The following is a 17,250-nucleotide window of genomic DNA, read 5'->3' as shown; positions in this document are numbered from 1 at the left end:
TGGGGCTCAGGAAATGGTGGGTTGATGCGCGGGTTCGGCGCGGAGTTCGGAACGCAGATGGACCTGCTCGCCGCGTGCGTCGCGCACCTCGAACACGGTCTGGCCTGTACTGGCCTGCGCCTGCCAGAGCGAGGCGCGTGTCGGCAGCAGCACGGGCCGCTTGAACACGGTGGTGAGCGAAGCGGCTTGCAGCACAGTGGCCGGCGCGGCGGCTTGCAACAGGGCCAGCGCGCGCGCCTGCGTCCACAGGCCATGCGCGATGGCGCGCGGAAAGCCGAACAAGCGCGCGCTCAGCGCCGACAGGTGGATGGGGTTGTAGTCGCCCGACACCGGGGCGTAGCGGCGGCCGGTGTCGGCGGGGGCGTCGAATGCACCGGCCTGGGTCAGGGCGAGTTCCGGCCCCACGGCGCCGTTGAACGGTGCGCCCACGGGCGACTTCACGCCCAGGCGCAGCAGGGTTTGTGTGGCCTGCCAGACGCATTGGCCATCGCCCTCGCCATCTGACTCGCGCAGCACGCGCAGGTGCAGCGTGAACACCTGCCCCTTGTCGTGCGCCAGCAGCTCGCCGCTGCTCAGCTCCACCCGCACCGCATCGCCTGCGGCCAGCGGCGCATGCTGGGTGATGGCGTTGGCCAGGTGCACCGTGCCCATGGCAGGCCAGGGGCAGGCGGGCGAAGTCATGTAGGTCATGACCAGGGGGAAAGTCAGCATCTGCGGGTAGGTGAGCGGCGCTTGCGCACTCGGGGCAAAACCGCAGACCTCGGCGTAACGCGCCAGGTGCGCGGCGTCGACCACGACGCGCGGCAGCACCAGCGTGACCGGGGCCAGCGCGCGCACCGGCCCGGGGCGCTTGAAACTGCTGGCCAGCGCACGGGCCAAGTTGCTCAGCGTGCTGGCGGGTGTGATGTTCTGGCGCTGCACCTTAAGCCCCCAGCAGGCTTTGGCCGCACACGCGCACCACCTGCCCATTCACGCCCTGCGAGGCGGGGCTGAGCAGCCAGGCGATGGTTTCGGCCACATCGACCGGCTGGCCGCCCTGCCCCATGGAATTCATGCGCCGGCCGGCTTCGCGGATGGCCAGCGGGATGGCGGCGGTCATTTGCGTTTCGATGAAGCCCGGCGCCACCGCGTTGATGGCCATGCCGCGGGGCAGGCGCGGCGCCTGGCTGTGCACCAGGCCGATCACGCCAGCCTTGGAAAACGCGTAGTTGGTCTGCCCCAGGTTGCCGGCAATGCCCGAGATGGACGACACGCACACCAGCCGTGCCTGGGGTTGGAGCGCGCCCCGCTCCAGCAAGGCCTGGTTGATCGCCTGCTGCGCCACCAGGTTGACCTGCACCAGCGTCTGCCACAGGTGCGGCGGCATCTTGGCGATGGTCTTGTCGCGGGTGATGCCGGCGTTGTGCACCACGCCGTCCCAGCCGCCGTCAGCCAGGGCCGCCTGGGCGATCTGCCCGGCGGCCGCCGGATCGGCAATGTCGAGCGCCAGCGCGCGGCCCTGCAGCCGCTCGGCCACGGCCTGCAAGGCGTCCTGGGCCTGCGGCACGTCCAGACAGACCACCTGGGCGCCATCGCGCGCCAGGGTTTCGGCAATGGCCGCGCCAATGCCGCGCGCCGCGCCGGTCACCAAAATCTTTTTGCCCGCCAGCGGCTGCACCCAGTCGCTCGGGGCCGGGGCCTCAAAGGGTGCCAGCCGCACCACCTGGCCCGACACATAGGCGCTGCGCGGCGACAAAAAGAAGCGCAGTGTGCCTTCGAGTTGCGCCTCGGCTCCCGGCGCCACATAGACCAGTTGCACCGCAATGCCGCGCTTGACCTCCTTGGCCAGCGATTTCACAAAACCTTCCAGAGCGCGCTGTACCGTGGCCTGCTCGGCAACCGGGCAGGCTTCGGGCGGGCGGCCCAGCACCAGCACGCGGCCGCAGCTTTGCAGTGAGCGCACCGCGTCGTGGAAGCACTGGTACAGCGCCTCGGCCTGGGCCACGGTGGCCAGGCCGGTGGCGTCAAACACCACGGCCTTGAGGGGACCGCCCGGCTGCTCGCCGGTGCTCCACAGCCCGCTCATCAAGCCGGCCTGGTTGGCCATCGCGGTCCAGCCCTGCACGCTGCGGTGCGCCACGGTGGCGGCCCGCATGGCGCGGAAGGCAGCCAGCAGCGCGGGCAGCAGTTCGGGCGTACCACCGGCGCCGACCAGCACGTCGCCAGCAACCACCGGTTGGCCGGCTTCGAACCGCTCGAGCGGCACGGGACGCGGCAGGCCCAGCATGCCGGCCAGGCGCGCGCCAAAGGCCGAGTTGGCAAAGTTGAGGTAAGCGTCGGACATGGACAGGGCTCCTTTGTTTGTGTACGATCGTACACCGAAAAACCCAAACCGCCAAATCCGTCCATGCCGAACGCCCGTCCCGACACCCCCGCCCCCGCCACGCCCGAGCCGCCGCTGAGCCGGCAAGACCGCAAGGACCTGACCCGCCAAAGCCTGGTGCAGGCCGCGCTGCGGTTGATCGGCGAGGGACGCAGCTTCACCAGCCTGGGCATCCGCGAGATCGCGCGCGAGGCCGGCATGGTGCCCAATGCGTTTTACCGGCACTTTCGCAGCCCAGACGAGCTGGGCCTGAGCCTGGTGGACGAGGTGGGGGCCACGCTTCGCGGCCTGCTGCGCCAGGCGCGCCAGCCGAGTTCGGCCCAGACCAGCGTGGTGCGCCAGTCGGTGCAGGTGTACCTGCAGTACGTGCGCGACAACCGGGTGCTGTTCCGCTTCATCTCGAGCGAGCGCGCGGGTGGCAGCCGGGTGCTGCGGCTGGCGATCCGCCACGAGGTGCAGCGTTTTGTGGACGACACGGCACGCGACCTGGCGCCGCTGGAGGCCTACCAGGGCCTGTCGCAGGCCAGCCTGCACATGGTCTGCGGCCTGATGGTCAACACCCTGCTGGCCGCCGCCCCCGAGGTTCTGGATCTGCCCGCCGACGAGCCTCAGTCCGAGCAGGCGATGGTGCAGGACTTCGTGCAGCAGTTGCAGATCATCTTGCTGGGCGCGGCCAGCTGGCGCGAGGCAGAGCGGCGCTGAAGCGGCGGTGACTGCCAATCGGCAGCCATCCCAAGAAACCCGCCCCCAATCCGCGACAATCGATGCTCTACCGAACCACACCCTGCAAGCCAAGACTTTCTCTCTTCTCCCCATCGCCCTGGCCATCGCTGTGGGCACCCTGTTGCCCAGCTCGGCGTCCTTCGCGGCCAAACACCCCGCTGCCGCCAAGCCTGCAGCGCACAAAAAGGCTGCGGCCGCCGCAGCCTCTGCAAACGCCCTGCCGCCTCTGGCCGCCCAGACGGCCCTGGCCGACAACCCGCCGGCGCTGCCTGCCAAGGCCTGGCTGCTGATGGACTTTGACTCCGGCGAGGTGCTGGCTTCGGCCAACGCCGACGAGCCGCTGCCCCCCGCATCGCTGACCAAGATGATGACCAGCTACATCGTCGAGCAAGCGCTGCGCTCAGGCAAGCTCAAGCAGACCGATCTGGTCACAGTCAGCCAGAACGCCTGGTGCCGCGGTTCGGGCACCGAGTCGTGCATGTACCTGCCGCTCAATAGCCAGGCCACCGTCATTGACATCCTGCGCGGCATTGTCATCCAGTCAGGCAACGATGCCTCCAAAGCGATTGCCGAACACATGGCCGGTTCAGAGGCCGGCTTTGCCAAGCTGATGAACGCCGAGGCCCAGCGCCTTGGTATGACGCACACCCAGTTCGTCAACCCTACGGGTCTGCCCGATCCGGAGCACAAGTCCTCCGCGCGTGACCTCGCCATACTGGCGCGCGCCATCATTCGCGACAGCGCCGAGTACTACCCCATCTACGCCGAACACGATTTCAAATACAACGGCATCAAGCAAGGCAACCGCAACGCCCTGCTCTACACCGACCCCACTGTGGACGGCCTCAAGACCGGCCACACCGCTGAGGCCGGTTATTGCCTGGTCACTTCGTCCAAGCGCAACGATATGCGCTTGATCTCGGTCATCCTCAACACCCACAGCGCACAGGCACGAGCCGACCACACGCGCACGCTGCTCGGCTGACGGCATCAACACGCTACAGATTGTCATTTTCATCTTCTGCATCAACCAATGCTCGGTGGTACGCCATCAGCATTAATTGTTTGCGAAGTTGCTTATCCAGAAAGGGGTTGGTAGGGTCGGATATACGAAGCTCATTCAGAACTGCAGACTTTAATTCAGCCTGCGCATCAGCAAGAGCCCTCAACCTTCCATTAGCCCGTAGCAACACCAAAACGCGCTCGCGCCACTCATAATCTGGCGGTCGATTTTGATCATGCACCATCTTCATTTGGCCTTGCCTTCGAAGCTCGCATTGCAAAATACTGCCCCGGAGGCATTGCCCCTTCAGAGGCGTGCTCAGTGCACCGAGTTGACCACCACCCAGCAGACACAAGTAGCTGCCCCATCTTTCCGCACTGCTCACAAGTTTTACCGCTGGTGTTGTTGTCGTTAATGGCTTGTAGGATGCGCTGTAGCCTTTGCCTTGATTCATGAACGTCACTTTCGTGGCCATCCTTTGCGTGAACATCACACGCAATATAAAACTTGAGGGTGCCGAATTTTTCTTTCACTTGACGAATCTCGTCTCGGTCCGTATCAAAGCCTGCTGTAGAAATTGCAGACATGATGAGATCGATGATTCCGTACCAGCCGGGTCCGTGCTCAAGACTGACAGTCCTCAAAACAGGCCACCGGTTTTTCAGTTCCTCCAAAGTCATACGAACCCCATCCTCACAGTTGACTTCTTTTCAAGATTTGGAATGCTGATCTCTGCAGCACCCTGATGAACCGCCTTCGCGATGGCCATCTGCAGGACTTGCTTTTGTTGTCGTGGTGAGATACGAACCAACTGCTCGAGCTGACTGTAGCGAAGGTCCGGCAGCAGTTTTACTTTGCCACGCAGTCGAGCAATTTCCTCTTCAAAAATCGAAGCCGCAATCTCGAGTGCCTGCTCCTCTGTCGGCGCGGGCACCTCGACTTCAATGATTCGACTGCGAAGCGGCGCGCTCATTTCATGAGTAGAGTTGGCTGTGAAGCACCAATTGAGATGTTCCAAATTTAGCGGGAGCTCAGTCACGCATGCATCCACAAAACGACGCGCCGTTTGTCGCTCGAGCAAGGCCAGCAGTAAATCCAGCGCAGCACCAAGTTGGCGCTCATAGCCCATCTTTTCTACCTCATCGATGCAAAACATTGTGTTGGCGGGCATTGCCAGTCCATCGTCTGTGCGGCCTAACAGCATGGAGCTAAAAATCAGACCAACATCAGCATTTCCGTAAGTCCGAGTCAGCCCATTCAGAACAGCCGAGTTTTGAACAGTGCTGGCGTCAAAGATCTTTCCGCCGATATTTAAAGCGCTCATCAATGCGGTCAGAAAAGCCGTCTTCCCAATGCCGGGTTCACCCACCAAGCAGAAGTTCGGCAGGCGCAAAGGCTGGCCAGTTTGCGACTGAACATGCAGCTGCGGAACCACCATATCGTGGAGGAAGTTTGAAAAATTCTTGTACTTCTCCCCAAGCCTATCTACTGCCGCAATCTGCTCTTCCTTCACACGCACCAGCCTCCTGTAACGGCAAGACGCTGTGATTTTTCGAAGCTTGTCCCTGAGGTGGTCGTGCGAATACTTGGCCCTCTGAAGGTTCATCAGGCTTTTGATTGAGAAGAGCTCGAACTGGCTCCCGTCTTCAAGCTTGCACTCAGGATCGGCCTCGGATTCGATCTCCACCATGCGCTCATAGAGGTCAGCGGGCTTTTCAGCACTCTCAAGCACACTGAGCTTTTGCTCCAGTTTGCGAATGCGCTCGAGATACAAACGCTCAACTGCTGTCCGCCCCTCCTCGTCTTTTTGTGCTTTGGATTTGCTTGTGATCATGAGTTCACTCCTTTTGAAGGAGCAAAGTTACTGACATTCTCGGCAATCACAAACATCCAATAATTCCTGACTCCATCGCTATGGATTCGCGCATTTCCCGCATTGCAATTGCTTGGTGCGTATTCCAGTGATGTTGACCAATCAGTCCAGCAACGTGACCAGCGCGTCCAGTTGTATTGACCAATTAATGTCCATCTCAGACATTACAAGCTTTTTGAGTGCAATCCACCAATGTGCCCTGAAACGCTTTTTGATTTCAAAGTTGCTTGGCGTGGATGTGCAGATAACTCAGCAAGAATGCCGCATTGGTTTGTTGCCCGCGCTTCCATACAAGTTTCGCGTAATTCTTTGAGTTGGCGCTCAAGTGTTCGCAACTCTTTGATCCTTGACGCAACGTGCGCCATGTGTGTATCGATCAGTTCATTCACACCAGCGCAGTCACCTTGCTGTGCGTCCTTGAAAGCCAGTAAGGTTCGAATTTCGTTCAGTGTCATATCCAGACTTCTGCAGTTCCGGATAAAAGACAGCCGAGCCGCATGTTCGGGGCCATAAATTCGATAGTTGCCTTCCGAGCGCAGCGGTGAAGGTAGCAACCCTTCTCGCTCGTAATACCGAATCGTTTCCACCTGTGTTTGGGTAGATTTAGCTAGCTCACCGATCTTCATTTGGCATCTTTCCGAACTTTTTGAAGGTCAAGTTTTAGCGCTTGACATTGTAGTGACTATAGGGTTTGTAATATACCCAACTAGGAGTAAGAGACATGTCAGCAACTGAGCAAGTACAACAAACTAAAACTCAATCAGCCTGCGAATGCGGGACGACTTGCGCTTCATCGCCTGTCACTTTTGAGCACCCCAGTGCAGCTGGTTTAACTAACGATGATCAGCGTTTTCGCATTGCCAATATGGACTGTGCTTCTGAGGAATCGGAAATTCGTCAGGCGTTGGTAGCGATTCAAGGCATTCGAAGTTTGCGCTTCGATCTGACTGCTCGCGAATTGACGATTGCCGCTGATCCACAAGTTGTGGCCGAATCTATCGATGCCATTCGCAGAGTGGGTTTTAAACCAGAGCCGTTGATCGACGAGCGTGACAAAGCAAATGCAAAAGGCGTTGCTTCGCATAGATTTTGGGACTCATGGGGCAAGTTGATTTGTGCTTTGATATTGTCTTTAGCTGCCGAGGGTTTGGCTTTTGCGTTGCCAGATGACTTGACTTCAAAGGGACTAGGCATGGCACTTGCCGCCTGTGCGATCGCCTTGGCGGGCTTTTCGGTCTACGGCAAAGGTCTTTCTGCTTTGGTTCGAGGGCGCTTGAATATGAACGCACTCATGACCGTCGCTGTCACAGGTGCATTCCTGATCGGACAATGGCCAGAGGCCGCTATGGTGATGGCACTGTATGCCATTGCTGAAGCGATTGAGGCCCGAGCAGTCGACCGTGCTCGCAACGCCATCAAAAGCCTGCTGGCACTTGCACCAGAACACGCCGAAGTTCTGCAAGCTGATGGGCAGTGGGTGCCGTGCCCTGTGAAGACCGTTGAAATAGGCGCAACTGTGCGTGTGCGTCCGGGCGAACGCATCGCCCTAGACGGCGTCGTCATATCAGGTAGCAGTGCTGTCAATCAAGCCCCTGTCACTGGTGAAAGCTTGCCAGTCGATAAAACTGCTGGTGATGAAGTCTATGCAGGCACCATCAATCAATCAGGATCATTGGAAATTCAGGTCACGGCACTGGCCTCGGACAGTACCTTAACTCGCATCATCCACGCCGTCGAACAAGCGCAAGCATCACGTGCCCCAACCCAACGGTTTGTGGATAAATTCGCAACTATTTACACCCCAGCCGTCTTTGTTTTAGCTGTTGCTGTGGCTGTACTGATGCCTTGGCTTGCAGACTGGACTTGGATTCAAGCCCTCTACAAAGCCTTGGTGCTTTTGGTCATTGCCTGCCCTTGCGCCTTGGTCATTTCCACCCCAGTCACGGTCGTCAGTGGTTTAGCTGCAGGGGCACGTCGAGGCATTTTGATCAAGGGGGGTGTTTATCTTGAAGAAGCCAGAAGCATCAAGGTGGTAGCCCTAGACAAAACAGGAACCATCACACAAGGTAAACCGAAATTAGTGGCGTTTGAACCCATCGATACAAGCTTAGATTTTGCAAACACTCAAAGCATTGCCAAAAGTCTTGCTGCTCGTTCAGACCATCCCGTGTCCAAAGCCATTGCCGAAGGTCTCACCGCAGACCTAAGAGATGTCACTGAATTTCAAGCAGTTGCAGGTCGTGGCGTACAAGGTGTCATTGAGGCGCATCCCTATGCGTTGGCCAATCATCGTTGGATCGAAGAGCGCCAACAATGCTCTGCCGAACTTGAGAATCGCCTCAAAGTTCATGAAGAAGCGGGAAGAACCGTCACCATTTTGACCAATGCCAATCGTGTGATGGCTTTGTGTGCTGTGGCCGACACCATCAAACCCTCGTCCACACAAGCGGTGGCTGAGTTGAAGTCCATGGGCGTAACCCCTGTGATGTTGACGGGGGACAATATTGCCACTGCGCAAACTGTGGCGGCACAAGCTGGTATTGATGAAGTTAGAGGCAACCTGCTGCCAGAAGACAAACTAGATGCGATTGCTGAGCTTCAACAGCGGTTTGGCGTCACGGCCATGACAGGTGACGGCATCAATGATGCACCTGCCTTGGCAAAAGCCAATATTGGTTTTGCCATGGGAGGCGCTGGCACGCACACCGCAATGGAGGCGGCTGATGTGGTGGTGATGAATGATGACCTGCGCCGTCTGCCAGAAACCATTCGATTATCCAAACGAACCCATGCTGTGCTTTGGCAAAACATCAGCTTGGCGCTCGGTATCAAGGCCGTATTTTTAGCGCTGGCGATTTTTGGCGATGCAACTATGTGGATGGCAGTGTTTGCCGACATGGGTGCTAGTCTGATGGTCGTTTTCAATGGCCTGAGACTTTTAAAAACCCAGCATTGAAGATGGGGCATTCAACGAAACACCAACTTTGTCTTCCAACTTTGCTGATAGACTTCCGCCCATGCGTCGCTTGATTGCCATTTTCTTGCTGGTCTTTATGCCATTGCAGCTCTCTTGGGCTGCAGTGAGCGGTTATTGCCAGCATGAAAGCGATGTCAGCTCGCAAGCGCAACACCCCGGTCATCATGAGCACGAGCACAAGTCTAGCGACTCCATGTCCGACACCAAAGCGCCTACCTCAAATGTAAGTAATCTGGACGGTAGTGATACAGATTGCGCCAGTTGCCATGCTGGTTGCTGCGCAGCATTGGTTACTCAGAAGCAAATGCCTTCATCAGAAGGCGCCGAGCACGTGACGGCTACCCAAGCCGAATTCCTTTTCCGTTCTGCCATAGAACGACCAGAACGACCTCAGTGGAACCACCTCGCCTGATCGGTGAGGTTAGTTCAATCCATTCTCCGCTTCAGCCGACTTCTTGAGAACTGAGCTTCAGTTCTCAAGCGGCTGCGCGTGTCGATGCAGCTTCCTTACCGATCTCCATGTCATGGTTATTCACAACCTAGGAGAGTCGGATGTACCGAACCAAAAAATGGAATTTCAAATGGCGCCTGAGTGTAGTAGCCGCCATTTCAGTGTGCAGTGTCTTTCATGTATTTGCGCAAAATACCAACCAGCCACGGCCAGTTCAGAGCGTCAAAGATATTTTTGATGCCACTTGGGCGCGTCAACCAGAAGCACAAGCGTTAGAGACTCGTCAGCAAGCATTGCAAGCCCAAAAGCGTGCAGCTGCAGCATGGACACCAGAGCCAGCTGCCGTAGAGCTGAACTCAAAATCTGATCAGTGGGGCAGAAATTTGGGTGAACGAGAGCAGCAAATTGCAATCGCAGTTCCGATGTGGCTCCCCGGTCAACGAAGCAAAAGTTCTGCTCTCGCAGAAGCTGAGGTCAACGCTTTAGATCATCAAATTAAAGCAAATCAACTGCGTGTTGCCGGACAAATCCGAGAGGATTGGTGGAATTTGCACCGTGCCCGCATCGAAAAAGATGTCACCACGGATCAATTAAACAATGCGAAACGCTTAGCTGAAGATGTTTCTAAACGGGTGAAGGCGGGTGATTTAGCTCAATCGGATCAACACCAAGCTGAAGGTGCCGTTGCGGTGGCTGAGTCTGCGTATGCCATGGCGCAAGCAAATTTGGAACTTGCCATTCAGATGATCAAAGCATCGATTGGTGCGACAAGTTTTTCAACGCTAAATTTGTCAGATAGCCCAGAGTTACTCCCTTCAGCTGAATACCCACGCAACCATGCTGCATTGATGGAGCTGCAAGCGCGCTCAGATGTTGCCGAGCGCGCGATGGCACTGGCCGCAACCAGAACAAGGGCGAACCCAGAATTCACGATTGCCAAATCCAGAGATCGTGGCAATCTTGCAGATCCCTACAGCTCAAAAATAACGATAGGCATTCGACTTCCGTTTGGCGGTGGCCCTAGGTATGAGGCGGTTGTAGCTCACGCCCAAGCTGAAGCAACACAAGCCCAAGCGCAATTGACCTTGGAGCGCGATCGGACACAGTCCCTGTGGCACTTTGCTCAAGCAAAAGTCAATGCTGCACAGGCTCAACTCAAAGCGGCGGAGCGCAGAGCCAAATTGGCTTTGGAGTCCCGCACCTTCTTTGAGAAATCGTTTCAGCTTGGTGAATCCGATTTGCCAACCCGACTGCGCATCGAGGTAGAAGCCGTTGAGGCACAACGTCAAGCTGCTTTAAGTCGTATCGAGTTCTTTGCGTCTATCTCAGCGCTACGTCAAGCAGCTGGACTATTGCCGCAATAAGGTGTGCTATGAATCAATCAACATTACAGAAAATTTCAATGACTATTTCATCAGGAATCAGAACCATTGGACTGGCCATCGGCTTGGCTCTTTCCAGTCTGAGTTGGGCAGGGGAAGGGCACGATCATGGCGATGCCAAGGCAGCCACATCAGCCCCCTCCACCCCCCGTTTTACAGCAGTTTCAGATGCACTCGAATTGGTCGGTGTGCTGAACGGAAAGCAAATCACTCTCTATTTAGATCGCCTTGAAACCAATGCGCCTGTCAAAGAGGCACAAATTGAGCTGGATTTATCTGGCGTTAAATTTGTAGCGCAAAAGCACGGTGAAGATGAGTTTGAAATTGTGCTCCCCGCTGAGCCGAAACCCGGTGTTATCAGCGTGACTGCGACTGTCACGATCGACAAAGAAGTTGATTTGTTGGCTGGGGAGCTGGACATTCACTCAGATTTGAATGGACAAGGTAGCGCTTCAAAAAATGGATGGAAAAAGTGGCTCAGCTGGGCTTTGTTTTCTGCCGCTGCCCTCATGGCGCTGATTTTTATTCGCAAGCGCCTACAGACTCATCAAGCAAATCGCACCGGAGGTGCCGCATGACATTCAAAACCACTCTTTCAACACTGACTGTCGTGATGGCCGCAGTGACTGCCCTATCTCTGGTGACCAGCACTTGGGCTGGTGAAGGCCATGACCATGGCGGTGCATCTGCTACTCCCAACATGAACGGGCCTCAGCGCTTGCCCGATGGCAGCGTCTTCTTACCAAAGCCAGCCCAACGTCAATTGGCAATTCGAACTATCAAAGTGGAAGTTACAGACTTACCGAGGTCCATAGAACTCAACGGCAAGGTCAGCATGGACCCCAATGCTGGTGGCAAAGTTCAAGCCATCAATGCTGGTCGAATCGAAGCCGGTCCTAAAGGTCTGCCAAATCTCGGTACTGCGGTGCGCAAAGGGGATGTTCTTGCTTATCTGGTGTCTTCACTGGCGCCTATTGAGCAATCCAATCAGTTTGCACAGTTGGCAGAACTCAAAGCAGCTAAATCTCTTGCAGAAAAACGACTGGCACGATTCAAGGAACTTTCCGATACCGTGCCACGCAAAGACATCGAAGCAGCTGAGAGCGAGCTGCAAAGCTTGACTGGCCGCGTCTCGGCAGTTAGCACAGGACTGAACCACCGAGAACCTTTGGTGGCACCCGTTTCTGGCGTGATTGCCTCAGCAAATGTGGTGGCAGGACAAGTGATCGATGCGCGAGAGTTGGTGTTTGAAATTGTGGACCCAGCACGCCTGCGAATTGAAGCCTTGGCCTTTGACACCGCTCTCATCGCCAGCGTGGACAAGGCGTTCATGGCAGTGAATGGCCAACAAATTTCGCTGCAGTTTTTAGGGGCAGCACGCAGCCTACGGGAGCAAGCACTGCCCATGAATTTCAAGGCTCAGGGCGAAGAACTGAGCGCATTGGCTCTCGGTGAGCCAGTAAGAGTGGTGATTCAGACCAAAGACAAGGTGAAAGGCATGGCTGTTCCAGTTTCTGCGCTGATGAAGAACCCAGCCAATCAATCCATTGTTTGGGTCAAAACAGCTGCTGAGCGATTCACACCGCGCACCATCACTTTTGAACCCTTGGACGGTACACGGGTTGCCATCACATCGGGTCTTGAGGTGAGCGATTTGATCGCTACGCAAGGCGCAACATTGATTAACCAAGTGCGTTGATATGTTTAAGTGGTTACTTGAAAACAGTTTAGCCAATCGATTGCTGGTGATCATCGCCAGTGTCGTATTGATGACCTACGGCGCATTCACACTGACAAAAACACCAGTGGATGTTTTTCCTGATTTGAACAAGCCCACGGTCACCATCATGACCGAATCAGGTGGCATGGCGCCAGAAGAGGTTGAGCAACTCATCACCTTCCCCCTAGAGACCGCCATGAACGGTTTGCCTAGCGTTGAATCCGTCCGGTCTATTTCTTCAGCCGGGTTGTCATTTTTATATGTGACTTTCAAATGGGATACAGACATTTTCCGTGCAAGACAGTTGGTATCTGAGCGACTGTCAGCCATGGAAGACGGTATGCCTGCTGGCGTAATGCCGCGCATGGGGCCAATCAGCTCGATCATGGGCGAGATCATGCAAATCGCTATCCCAGTCGATTCGCAGAAGATTTCAGCTATGGCTGTCCGTGAGTACGCAGACTGGGTTTTGCGTCCACGCCTTCTGTCGGTTTCTGGGGTTGCCCAAGTTATTCCAATTGGTGGCGAGGTGCGTCAGTTTCAGGTGCAACCCAACACGGCTCGTATGGCTGAGTTGGGCATCTCACACGATCAAATGGAAGCTGCGCTGAAAGGTTTTTCTGCCAATACCTCCGGTGGCTTTTTGGAACTCAATGGACGGGAATACCTGATCCGCAACCTCGGACGAACTTCCCGTTTGGATGATCTGAAAAATCTGGCACTGACCACAAAAAATGGGCAACCAATCTTGTTGCGTCAAATTGCCGATGTTACTTTTGCTGCCGCGTTGAAGCGTGGTGATGCAGGGTTTGAGGGGAAACCGGCAGTTATTTTGGGTATTCAGAAACAACCCACAGCAGACACGATTGCTCTTACCCGTGCAATTGAGGATGCGTTGGTAGGTTTGAAATCATCCTTGCCAGCTGGCATGGATGCCCCTCGCGTCACATTCAGACAGGCCAGCTTCATCGAAGCATCCATCAATACGCTACAAGGCAAATTGATTGGTGCGTCCGTCTTTGTCGCTGTGATTTTGTTCTTTTTCTTAGGTACGGTTCGACCCACCATCATCGCCTTGACAGCGATTCCCGTATCCATCTTCATCACCTCTTTGGTATTCAAGTACTTTGGCTTGTCTATCAACACCATGACTCTTGGAGGATTGGCCATTGCCATTGGCGGTCTGGTCGACGATGCGGTGGTCGACGTAGAAAACATTCTGCGACGGTTGAAGGAAGATCGCATAAAACATCCACAGCATCGGCTTCATCCGTTGGAAGTTGTAGCGAAAGCCTCAATGGAGGTTAGATCTGCCATTTTGTATGCCACGGTGATCATCGTCCTCGTTTTCATTCCGTTGTTTGCATTGCCCGGCTTGGAGGGAAAGCTCTTTGTTCCGTTGGGCATTTCATTCATCGTTTCAACTCTGGCTTCATTGCTTGTTTCGGTCACCATCACCCCCGTGCTGAGTTACTACCTTCTGCCATCCATGAAAAACTTGGATCATGGGGATACCAAGGTCTTGATTTGGCTCAAAACACGCTATGCAAACAGTCTTCAAAGCGTTTTACAAAAACCGAAGATTGCATTGATTGCCTCTGGATTCGCCGTGCTGACGGCAATTGCAGCAGTACCATTTTTCCCGACGACTTTCTTGCCGCCATTCAGCGAAGGAACATTGTTGATCGGATTGCGCTTGAACCCCGGCGTGACTTTGTCCGAAACCACTGCATTGGCCAGACAAGCCGAGGTCTTGGTCAAGCAAGTACCAGAGGTCACACATGTCGGTCGTCGAAGCGGACGAGCTGAGCTTGATGAGCACGCAGAAGGCGTTCACGTGAGTGAGCTGGACGTGGGCCTCAAACCAACGGGTGAGCTGACGCGCAGTATGGATGAAATCAAGGCAGACATCCGTTCTCGCCTTGTCAATTTGCCCGCCGCCCTAGAAATCGGTCAACCCATTTCCCACCGTATCGATCACATGCTGTCCGGGGTGCGCTCGCAAATCGCCATCAAAATTTTTGGCGATGACTTAGATGGATTGCGTGGGCAAGCTGATTCGTTGAGAGCACGATTAGCGACTATTCCCGGCATTGCTGATTTGCAAATTGAAAAGCAAGTGCTGGCACCGCAAATCAAGGTTCGTATTGACTATGCCGCCGCATCTCAATACGGAATTCCTGCACCACAAGTGCTCTCGACTTTGCAAAGCTTGGTCGAAGGCGAAAAAATCACCCAGATTGTGGAAGGCGGTCGTCGTTTTGCGTTGGTCGTGCGCTTGCCTGAATCTGCTCGTTCGGTTGAGGGCTTAAACCAAATCTTGATTGAGACTCCCAACGGTCGAGTGCCATTGTCAAAGTTGGCGACGATTGAGGATGGCGATGGCCCTAACCAAATCAGCCGCGATGACGGCAAACGCCGCATCGTTTTGTCCGCAAACGCATCTGGTCGAGCTTTGTCAGAAATTGTTGCGGATATTCGCGCTGTGGTGGCTGACACCAAACTCCCCGAGGGGTACTTCATCACGCTAGGCGGTCAGTTTCAAGCTCAAGAGGAAGCTTCACGACTTGTGGGGCTGCTCTCAATCGTGTCACTGGTCTTGATGTTTGTTGTTCTGTACAGCCGCTACAAGTCAACGCGACTTTCCGCGTTGATCATGGTGAACATACCGCTGGCCTTGGTAGGTGCAGTTCTCGGGCTGTGGTTGTCAGGACAGCCGTTGTCTGTTGCCGCTTTGGTGGGATTCATCACACTAGCTGGAATTTCAGTCAGAAATGGCATCTTGAAAGTCAGTCACTACATCAACTTGATGCGATTTGAAGGTGAGAACTTTGATCACAAGATGATTATTCGTGGTTCGCTCGAACGCTTAAGCCCTGTGTTGATGACTGCGTTGGTCACCGCATTTGCATTGGCTCCTTTGCTTTTTGAAGCAGAGCGCCCAGGGACTGAGGTTCTACACCCAGTTGCGGTGGTAATTTTTTCAGGGCTGATCAGCTCCACGTTGCTTGATACGTTCCTGACCCCCGTGATGTTCTGGCTCTTTGGTCGTCGAGATGCCGAATTTTTGTTAGATGACAAAGACGCCGAAGCACTTTAATTAGTTACAGAAAGGATTGGAAATGAAAAGTCAGAAATTTGTGATCGCACTGAGCCTACTGTTCAGCTCAGTCACATTTGCAGCTGGAGAAGGCCACACTCATGGCGATACCCAGCCCATGCACGGAGGTGTGGTGGCAGAGGTGAAGGACATTGAATATGAATTTGTAGCAAAGGCTGATGTTTTGCAACTTTATGTGCGCGATCACGGCAAGCCTGTCAATGTCAGCAAGGCTACTGCCAAAGTCACGATACTTTCAGGCGCTGAAAAGCAAGAGGTTGAACTGAAGCCGGTGGGTGACAAGCTTGAAGCCACAGGTAAATTCAAGGCGCTTGCTGGAACGAAAGTGGTCGCGCAAGTCAGCAGCAACGCCAAAGTGGCGACAGTGCGATTTACACTCAAATAATCCGTTAACAAACCAATTGCATTGGCATCTGCTCAATGCAATTTGATTTTTTTTCGTGGGGGTCATTTTTTGAAGTTAAGGAAACTCTCTCGAAAAGATGACCACCTCCATTCGCCACTCTGGCGATGGATAAATCCAGTGTTTGCAATTCAAATCAATTGCATGAAACAGCTCTTCTGCTATCGGTGCAATTTCCGGCACTTCTCGTAGCCATTGCTGGCAATGGTGATAGGCGTTGAGAACCATTGATCTCAACTCGTGCGATGAAATCAACTCCGATTTCTTGACCAGCAAGATGAGTGCGGTCAACGCTTCAAATGTCCCAATTTCAGCCAGACGATAGGCCGCTTCCTCGTCAAATTTTCGGAACCGCTCAGGGTCAGGGTTCTCCTGAAGGAATGGAGGGGCAGATACATTAAGAATTTCTGCAATCTCAGGACTCATAGCTTTGAGCTGATCGTCGATCCACCACTGGTCCATCTGATCACCCCGCAACACGGCCCATATTGGCGAGTCAAAGTAAACCGCTGTGCCAGGGTAATGCGCCTCGGCCATATCCACGGAATAAGGCTTGCCCGTGATTCTTTGCGGCACACGCAAACCCGTTTGGTAGCCATCCCACTTGCGTGGGCGCTTCATGTCATCCCATTTGCTCTTGGGGATGGAAGGATCGATAGCCAACTCGATTGCATAGGCACTTGGCAAACCTGACTTTGCTTTGACGGCATAAAACCAAACCTTGGTGCGCAAAACATCTATTGGATTTCGCTTGGGGCGACCTGATTTGGACGGTTGCAAAAGTGAGTGCATCTTGGTGGTGTACAGAAACTCCGATTATCTGTTCGTGTTGTCAATGTGTGAACTTTCGGAAACACTGCGTGACAACCGTAGAGAGGCCCGAACAAATGACCACGAGTACATGTGAACCAAACACCTTGGCAGAGAAGTTGAAAACTGAAATGGAAAAGACCCACGGCCCACTACTGGGTGGGTTGCGGTTGGCCAATGCGCTGGGACACACGAGCATGGCTGGGCTTAGGCAAGCCAGATACCGTGGTCAAGTCGCTGTAACGCTGTTCACGTTGCCACATCGACGAGGTTTTTATGCGCTAACCAGAGATGTTGCGCACTGGCTTGCGCAGGCTCGAATCACATCCACCACCGAATAAACCAAGGAGCCAAAGACCAGAACAACGCTAAATCAAGCCGCCCAGAAACGCAAAAGCCCGAGGTGTCCGCCTCGGGCCTAGCGT

15 protein-coding genes are annotated in these 17,250 nt (G+C 55.0%); 9 read left to right on the top strand and 6 right to left on the bottom strand.

All coding sequences use genetic code 11. The features are described 5' to 3' along the window. Nucleotides 1-6 precede the first annotated feature (6 nt). On the bottom strand, nucleotides 7-969 hold the full coding sequence (locus ACZ5VE_RS03930; protein ID WP_104801859.1) for a MaoC family dehydratase: 963 nt from the start codon (nucleotides 967-969) through the stop codon (nucleotides 7-9). Continuing rightward, complete coding sequence (locus ACZ5VE_RS03925; RefSeq protein WP_104801858.1) at nucleotides 923-2,323, bottom strand: 3-oxoacyl-ACP reductase; 1,401 nt, start codon at nucleotides 2,321-2,323, stop codon at nucleotides 923-925. The genes ACZ5VE_RS03930 and ACZ5VE_RS03925 overlap by 47 nt, the downstream gene beginning before the upstream one ends. Before the next feature lie 63 nt (nucleotides 2,324-2,386). On the opposite strand from ACZ5VE_RS03925, the gene fabR reads away from it, so the two are divergent. After that, nucleotides 2,387-3,064 carry an HTH-type transcriptional repressor FabR gene (gene fabR, locus ACZ5VE_RS03920; RefSeq protein ID WP_104801857.1) on the top strand — a complete coding sequence of 226 codons (678 nt, stop codon included), beginning with the start codon at nucleotides 2,387-2,389 and terminating at the stop codon, nucleotides 3,062-3,064. A gap of 130 nt (nucleotides 3,065-3,194) precedes the next feature. Further along, nucleotides 3,195-4,070 (top strand): D-alanyl-D-alanine carboxypeptidase family protein, encoded by an 876-nt coding sequence (locus tag ACZ5VE_RS03915; RefSeq protein WP_464456756.1) that lies wholly within the window; start codon nucleotides 3,195-3,197, stop codon nucleotides 4,068-4,070. Between the two features lie 13 nt (nucleotides 4,071-4,083). On the opposite strand, the gene ACZ5VE_RS03910 is transcribed toward ACZ5VE_RS03915, so the two are convergent. The 3 genes from ACZ5VE_RS03910 to cadR all read right to left on the bottom strand — a co-directional run bounded on the left by ACZ5VE_RS03910 (nucleotide 4,084) and on the right by cadR (nucleotide 6,587). Continuing rightward, nucleotides 4,084-4,542: a hypothetical protein gene (locus ACZ5VE_RS03910; RefSeq protein ID WP_464456755.1), complete on the bottom strand. Its 459-nt coding sequence runs from the start codon at nucleotides 4,540-4,542 to the stop codon at nucleotides 4,084-4,086. Nucleotides 4,543-4,764: 222 nt separating this feature from the next. Beyond that, nucleotides 4,765-5,922 carry an AAA family ATPase gene (locus ACZ5VE_RS03905; protein WP_464456754.1) on the bottom strand — a complete coding sequence of 386 codons (1,158 nt, stop codon included), beginning with the start codon at nucleotides 5,920-5,922 and terminating at the stop codon, nucleotides 4,765-4,767. 203 nt (nucleotides 5,923-6,125) lie between these two features. Continuing rightward, nucleotides 6,126-6,587 carry a Cd(II)/Pb(II)-responsive transcriptional regulator gene (cadR, locus tag ACZ5VE_RS03900; RefSeq protein WP_464456753.1) on the bottom strand — a complete coding sequence of 154 codons (462 nt, stop codon included), beginning with the start codon at nucleotides 6,585-6,587 and terminating at the stop codon, nucleotides 6,126-6,128. A 95-nt stretch (nucleotides 6,588-6,682) separates the two neighbouring features. On the opposite strand from cadR, the gene ACZ5VE_RS03895 reads away from it, so the two are divergent. The 7 genes from ACZ5VE_RS03895 to ACZ5VE_RS03865 all read left to right on the top strand — a co-directional run bounded on the left by ACZ5VE_RS03895 (nucleotide 6,683) and on the right by ACZ5VE_RS03865 (nucleotide 15,997). Beyond that, nucleotides 6,683-8,917, top strand: coding sequence for a heavy metal translocating P-type ATPase (locus ACZ5VE_RS03895; RefSeq protein ID WP_464456752.1), 2,235 nt, complete (start codon nucleotides 6,683-6,685; stop codon nucleotides 8,915-8,917). Between the two features lie 61 nt (nucleotides 8,918-8,978). Continuing rightward, nucleotides 8,979-9,350 (top strand): cation efflux protein, CzcI family, encoded by a 372-nt coding sequence (czcI, locus tag ACZ5VE_RS03890; RefSeq protein WP_464456751.1) that lies wholly within the window; start codon nucleotides 8,979-8,981, stop codon nucleotides 9,348-9,350. Between the two features lie 140 nt (nucleotides 9,351-9,490). After that, on the top strand, nucleotides 9,491-10,753 hold the full coding sequence (locus ACZ5VE_RS03885) for a TolC family protein (protein WP_464456750.1): 1,263 nt from the start codon (nucleotides 9,491-9,493) through the stop codon (nucleotides 10,751-10,753). Between the two features lie 8 nt (nucleotides 10,754-10,761). Further along, nucleotides 10,762-11,349, top strand: coding sequence for a hypothetical protein (locus ACZ5VE_RS03880; protein ID WP_464456749.1), 588 nt, complete (start codon nucleotides 10,762-10,764; stop codon nucleotides 11,347-11,349). Next, nucleotides 11,346-12,470: an efflux RND transporter periplasmic adaptor subunit gene (locus tag ACZ5VE_RS03875; RefSeq protein WP_464456748.1), complete on the top strand. Its 1,125-nt coding sequence runs from the start codon at nucleotides 11,346-11,348 to the stop codon at nucleotides 12,468-12,470. The genes ACZ5VE_RS03880 and ACZ5VE_RS03875 overlap by 4 nt, the downstream gene beginning before the upstream one ends. Before the next feature lies 1 nt (nucleotide 12,471). Continuing rightward, the gene (locus ACZ5VE_RS03870) at nucleotides 12,472-15,591 is read left to right on the top strand and encodes an efflux RND transporter permease subunit (protein ID WP_464456747.1); all 3,120 of its coding nucleotides are present in this window, start codon (nucleotides 12,472-12,474) and stop codon (nucleotides 15,589-15,591) included. Nucleotides 15,592-15,613: 22 nt separating this feature from the next. Next, nucleotides 15,614-15,997 carry a hypothetical protein gene (locus tag ACZ5VE_RS03865; protein WP_464456746.1) on the top strand — a complete coding sequence of 128 codons (384 nt, stop codon included), beginning with the start codon at nucleotides 15,614-15,616 and terminating at the stop codon, nucleotides 15,995-15,997. A gap of 75 nt (nucleotides 15,998-16,072) precedes the next feature. Here the strand turns inward: ACZ5VE_RS03865 and ACZ5VE_RS03860 are convergent, their stop codons facing one another. After that, nucleotides 16,073-16,807 (bottom strand): hypothetical protein, encoded by a 735-nt coding sequence (locus ACZ5VE_RS03860; protein ID WP_464456745.1) that lies wholly within the window; start codon nucleotides 16,805-16,807, stop codon nucleotides 16,073-16,075. Nucleotides 16,808-17,250: the final 443 nt, after the last annotated feature.

The organism is Limnohabitans sp. INBF003 (assembly GCF_055396645.1).
This window is presented reverse-complemented; position numbering and strand designations above follow the sequence as displayed.

Excerpts from the sequence above, each read along its gene's own strand:
- ACZ5VE_RS03930 (WP_104801859.1), bottom strand. The coding sequence starts at position 969 with ATGGGCAGGTGGTGCGCGTGTGCGGCCAAAGCCTGCTGGGGGCTTAAG.
- ACZ5VE_RS03925 (WP_104801858.1), bottom strand. The coding sequence starts at position 2,323 with ATGTCCGACGCTTACCTCAACTTTGCCAACTCGGCCTTTGGCGCGCGC.
- fabR (WP_104801857.1), top strand. The coding sequence starts at position 2,387 with ATGCCGAACGCCCGTCCCGACACCCCCGCCCCCGCCACGCCCGAGCCG.
- ACZ5VE_RS03910 (WP_464456755.1), bottom strand. The coding sequence starts at position 4,542 with ATGAATCAAGGCAAAGGCTACAGCGCATCCTACAAGCCATTAACGACA.
- ACZ5VE_RS03905 (WP_464456754.1), bottom strand. The coding sequence starts at position 5,922 with ATGATCACAAGCAAATCCAAAGCACAAAAAGACGAGGAGGGGCGGACA.
- cadR (WP_464456753.1), bottom strand. The coding sequence starts at position 6,587 with ATGAAGATCGGTGAGCTAGCTAAATCTACCCAAACACAGGTGGAAACG.
- ACZ5VE_RS03895 (WP_464456752.1), top strand. The coding sequence starts at position 6,683 with ATGTCAGCAACTGAGCAAGTACAACAAACTAAAACTCAATCAGCCTGC.
- czcI (WP_464456751.1), top strand. The coding sequence starts at position 8,979 with ATGCGTCGCTTGATTGCCATTTTCTTGCTGGTCTTTATGCCATTGCAG.
- ACZ5VE_RS03885 (WP_464456750.1), top strand. The coding sequence starts at position 9,491 with ATGTACCGAACCAAAAAATGGAATTTCAAATGGCGCCTGAGTGTAGTA.
- ACZ5VE_RS03880 (WP_464456749.1), top strand. The coding sequence starts at position 10,762 with ATGAATCAATCAACATTACAGAAAATTTCAATGACTATTTCATCAGGA.
- ACZ5VE_RS03875 (WP_464456748.1), top strand. The coding sequence starts at position 11,346 with ATGACATTCAAAACCACTCTTTCAACACTGACTGTCGTGATGGCCGCA.
- ACZ5VE_RS03870 (WP_464456747.1), top strand. The coding sequence starts at position 12,472 with ATGTTTAAGTGGTTACTTGAAAACAGTTTAGCCAATCGATTGCTGGTG.
- ACZ5VE_RS03865 (WP_464456746.1), top strand. The coding sequence starts at position 15,614 with ATGAAAAGTCAGAAATTTGTGATCGCACTGAGCCTACTGTTCAGCTCA.
- ACZ5VE_RS03860 (WP_464456745.1), bottom strand. The coding sequence starts at position 16,807 with ATGCACTCACTTTTGCAACCGTCCAAATCAGGTCGCCCCAAGCGAAAT.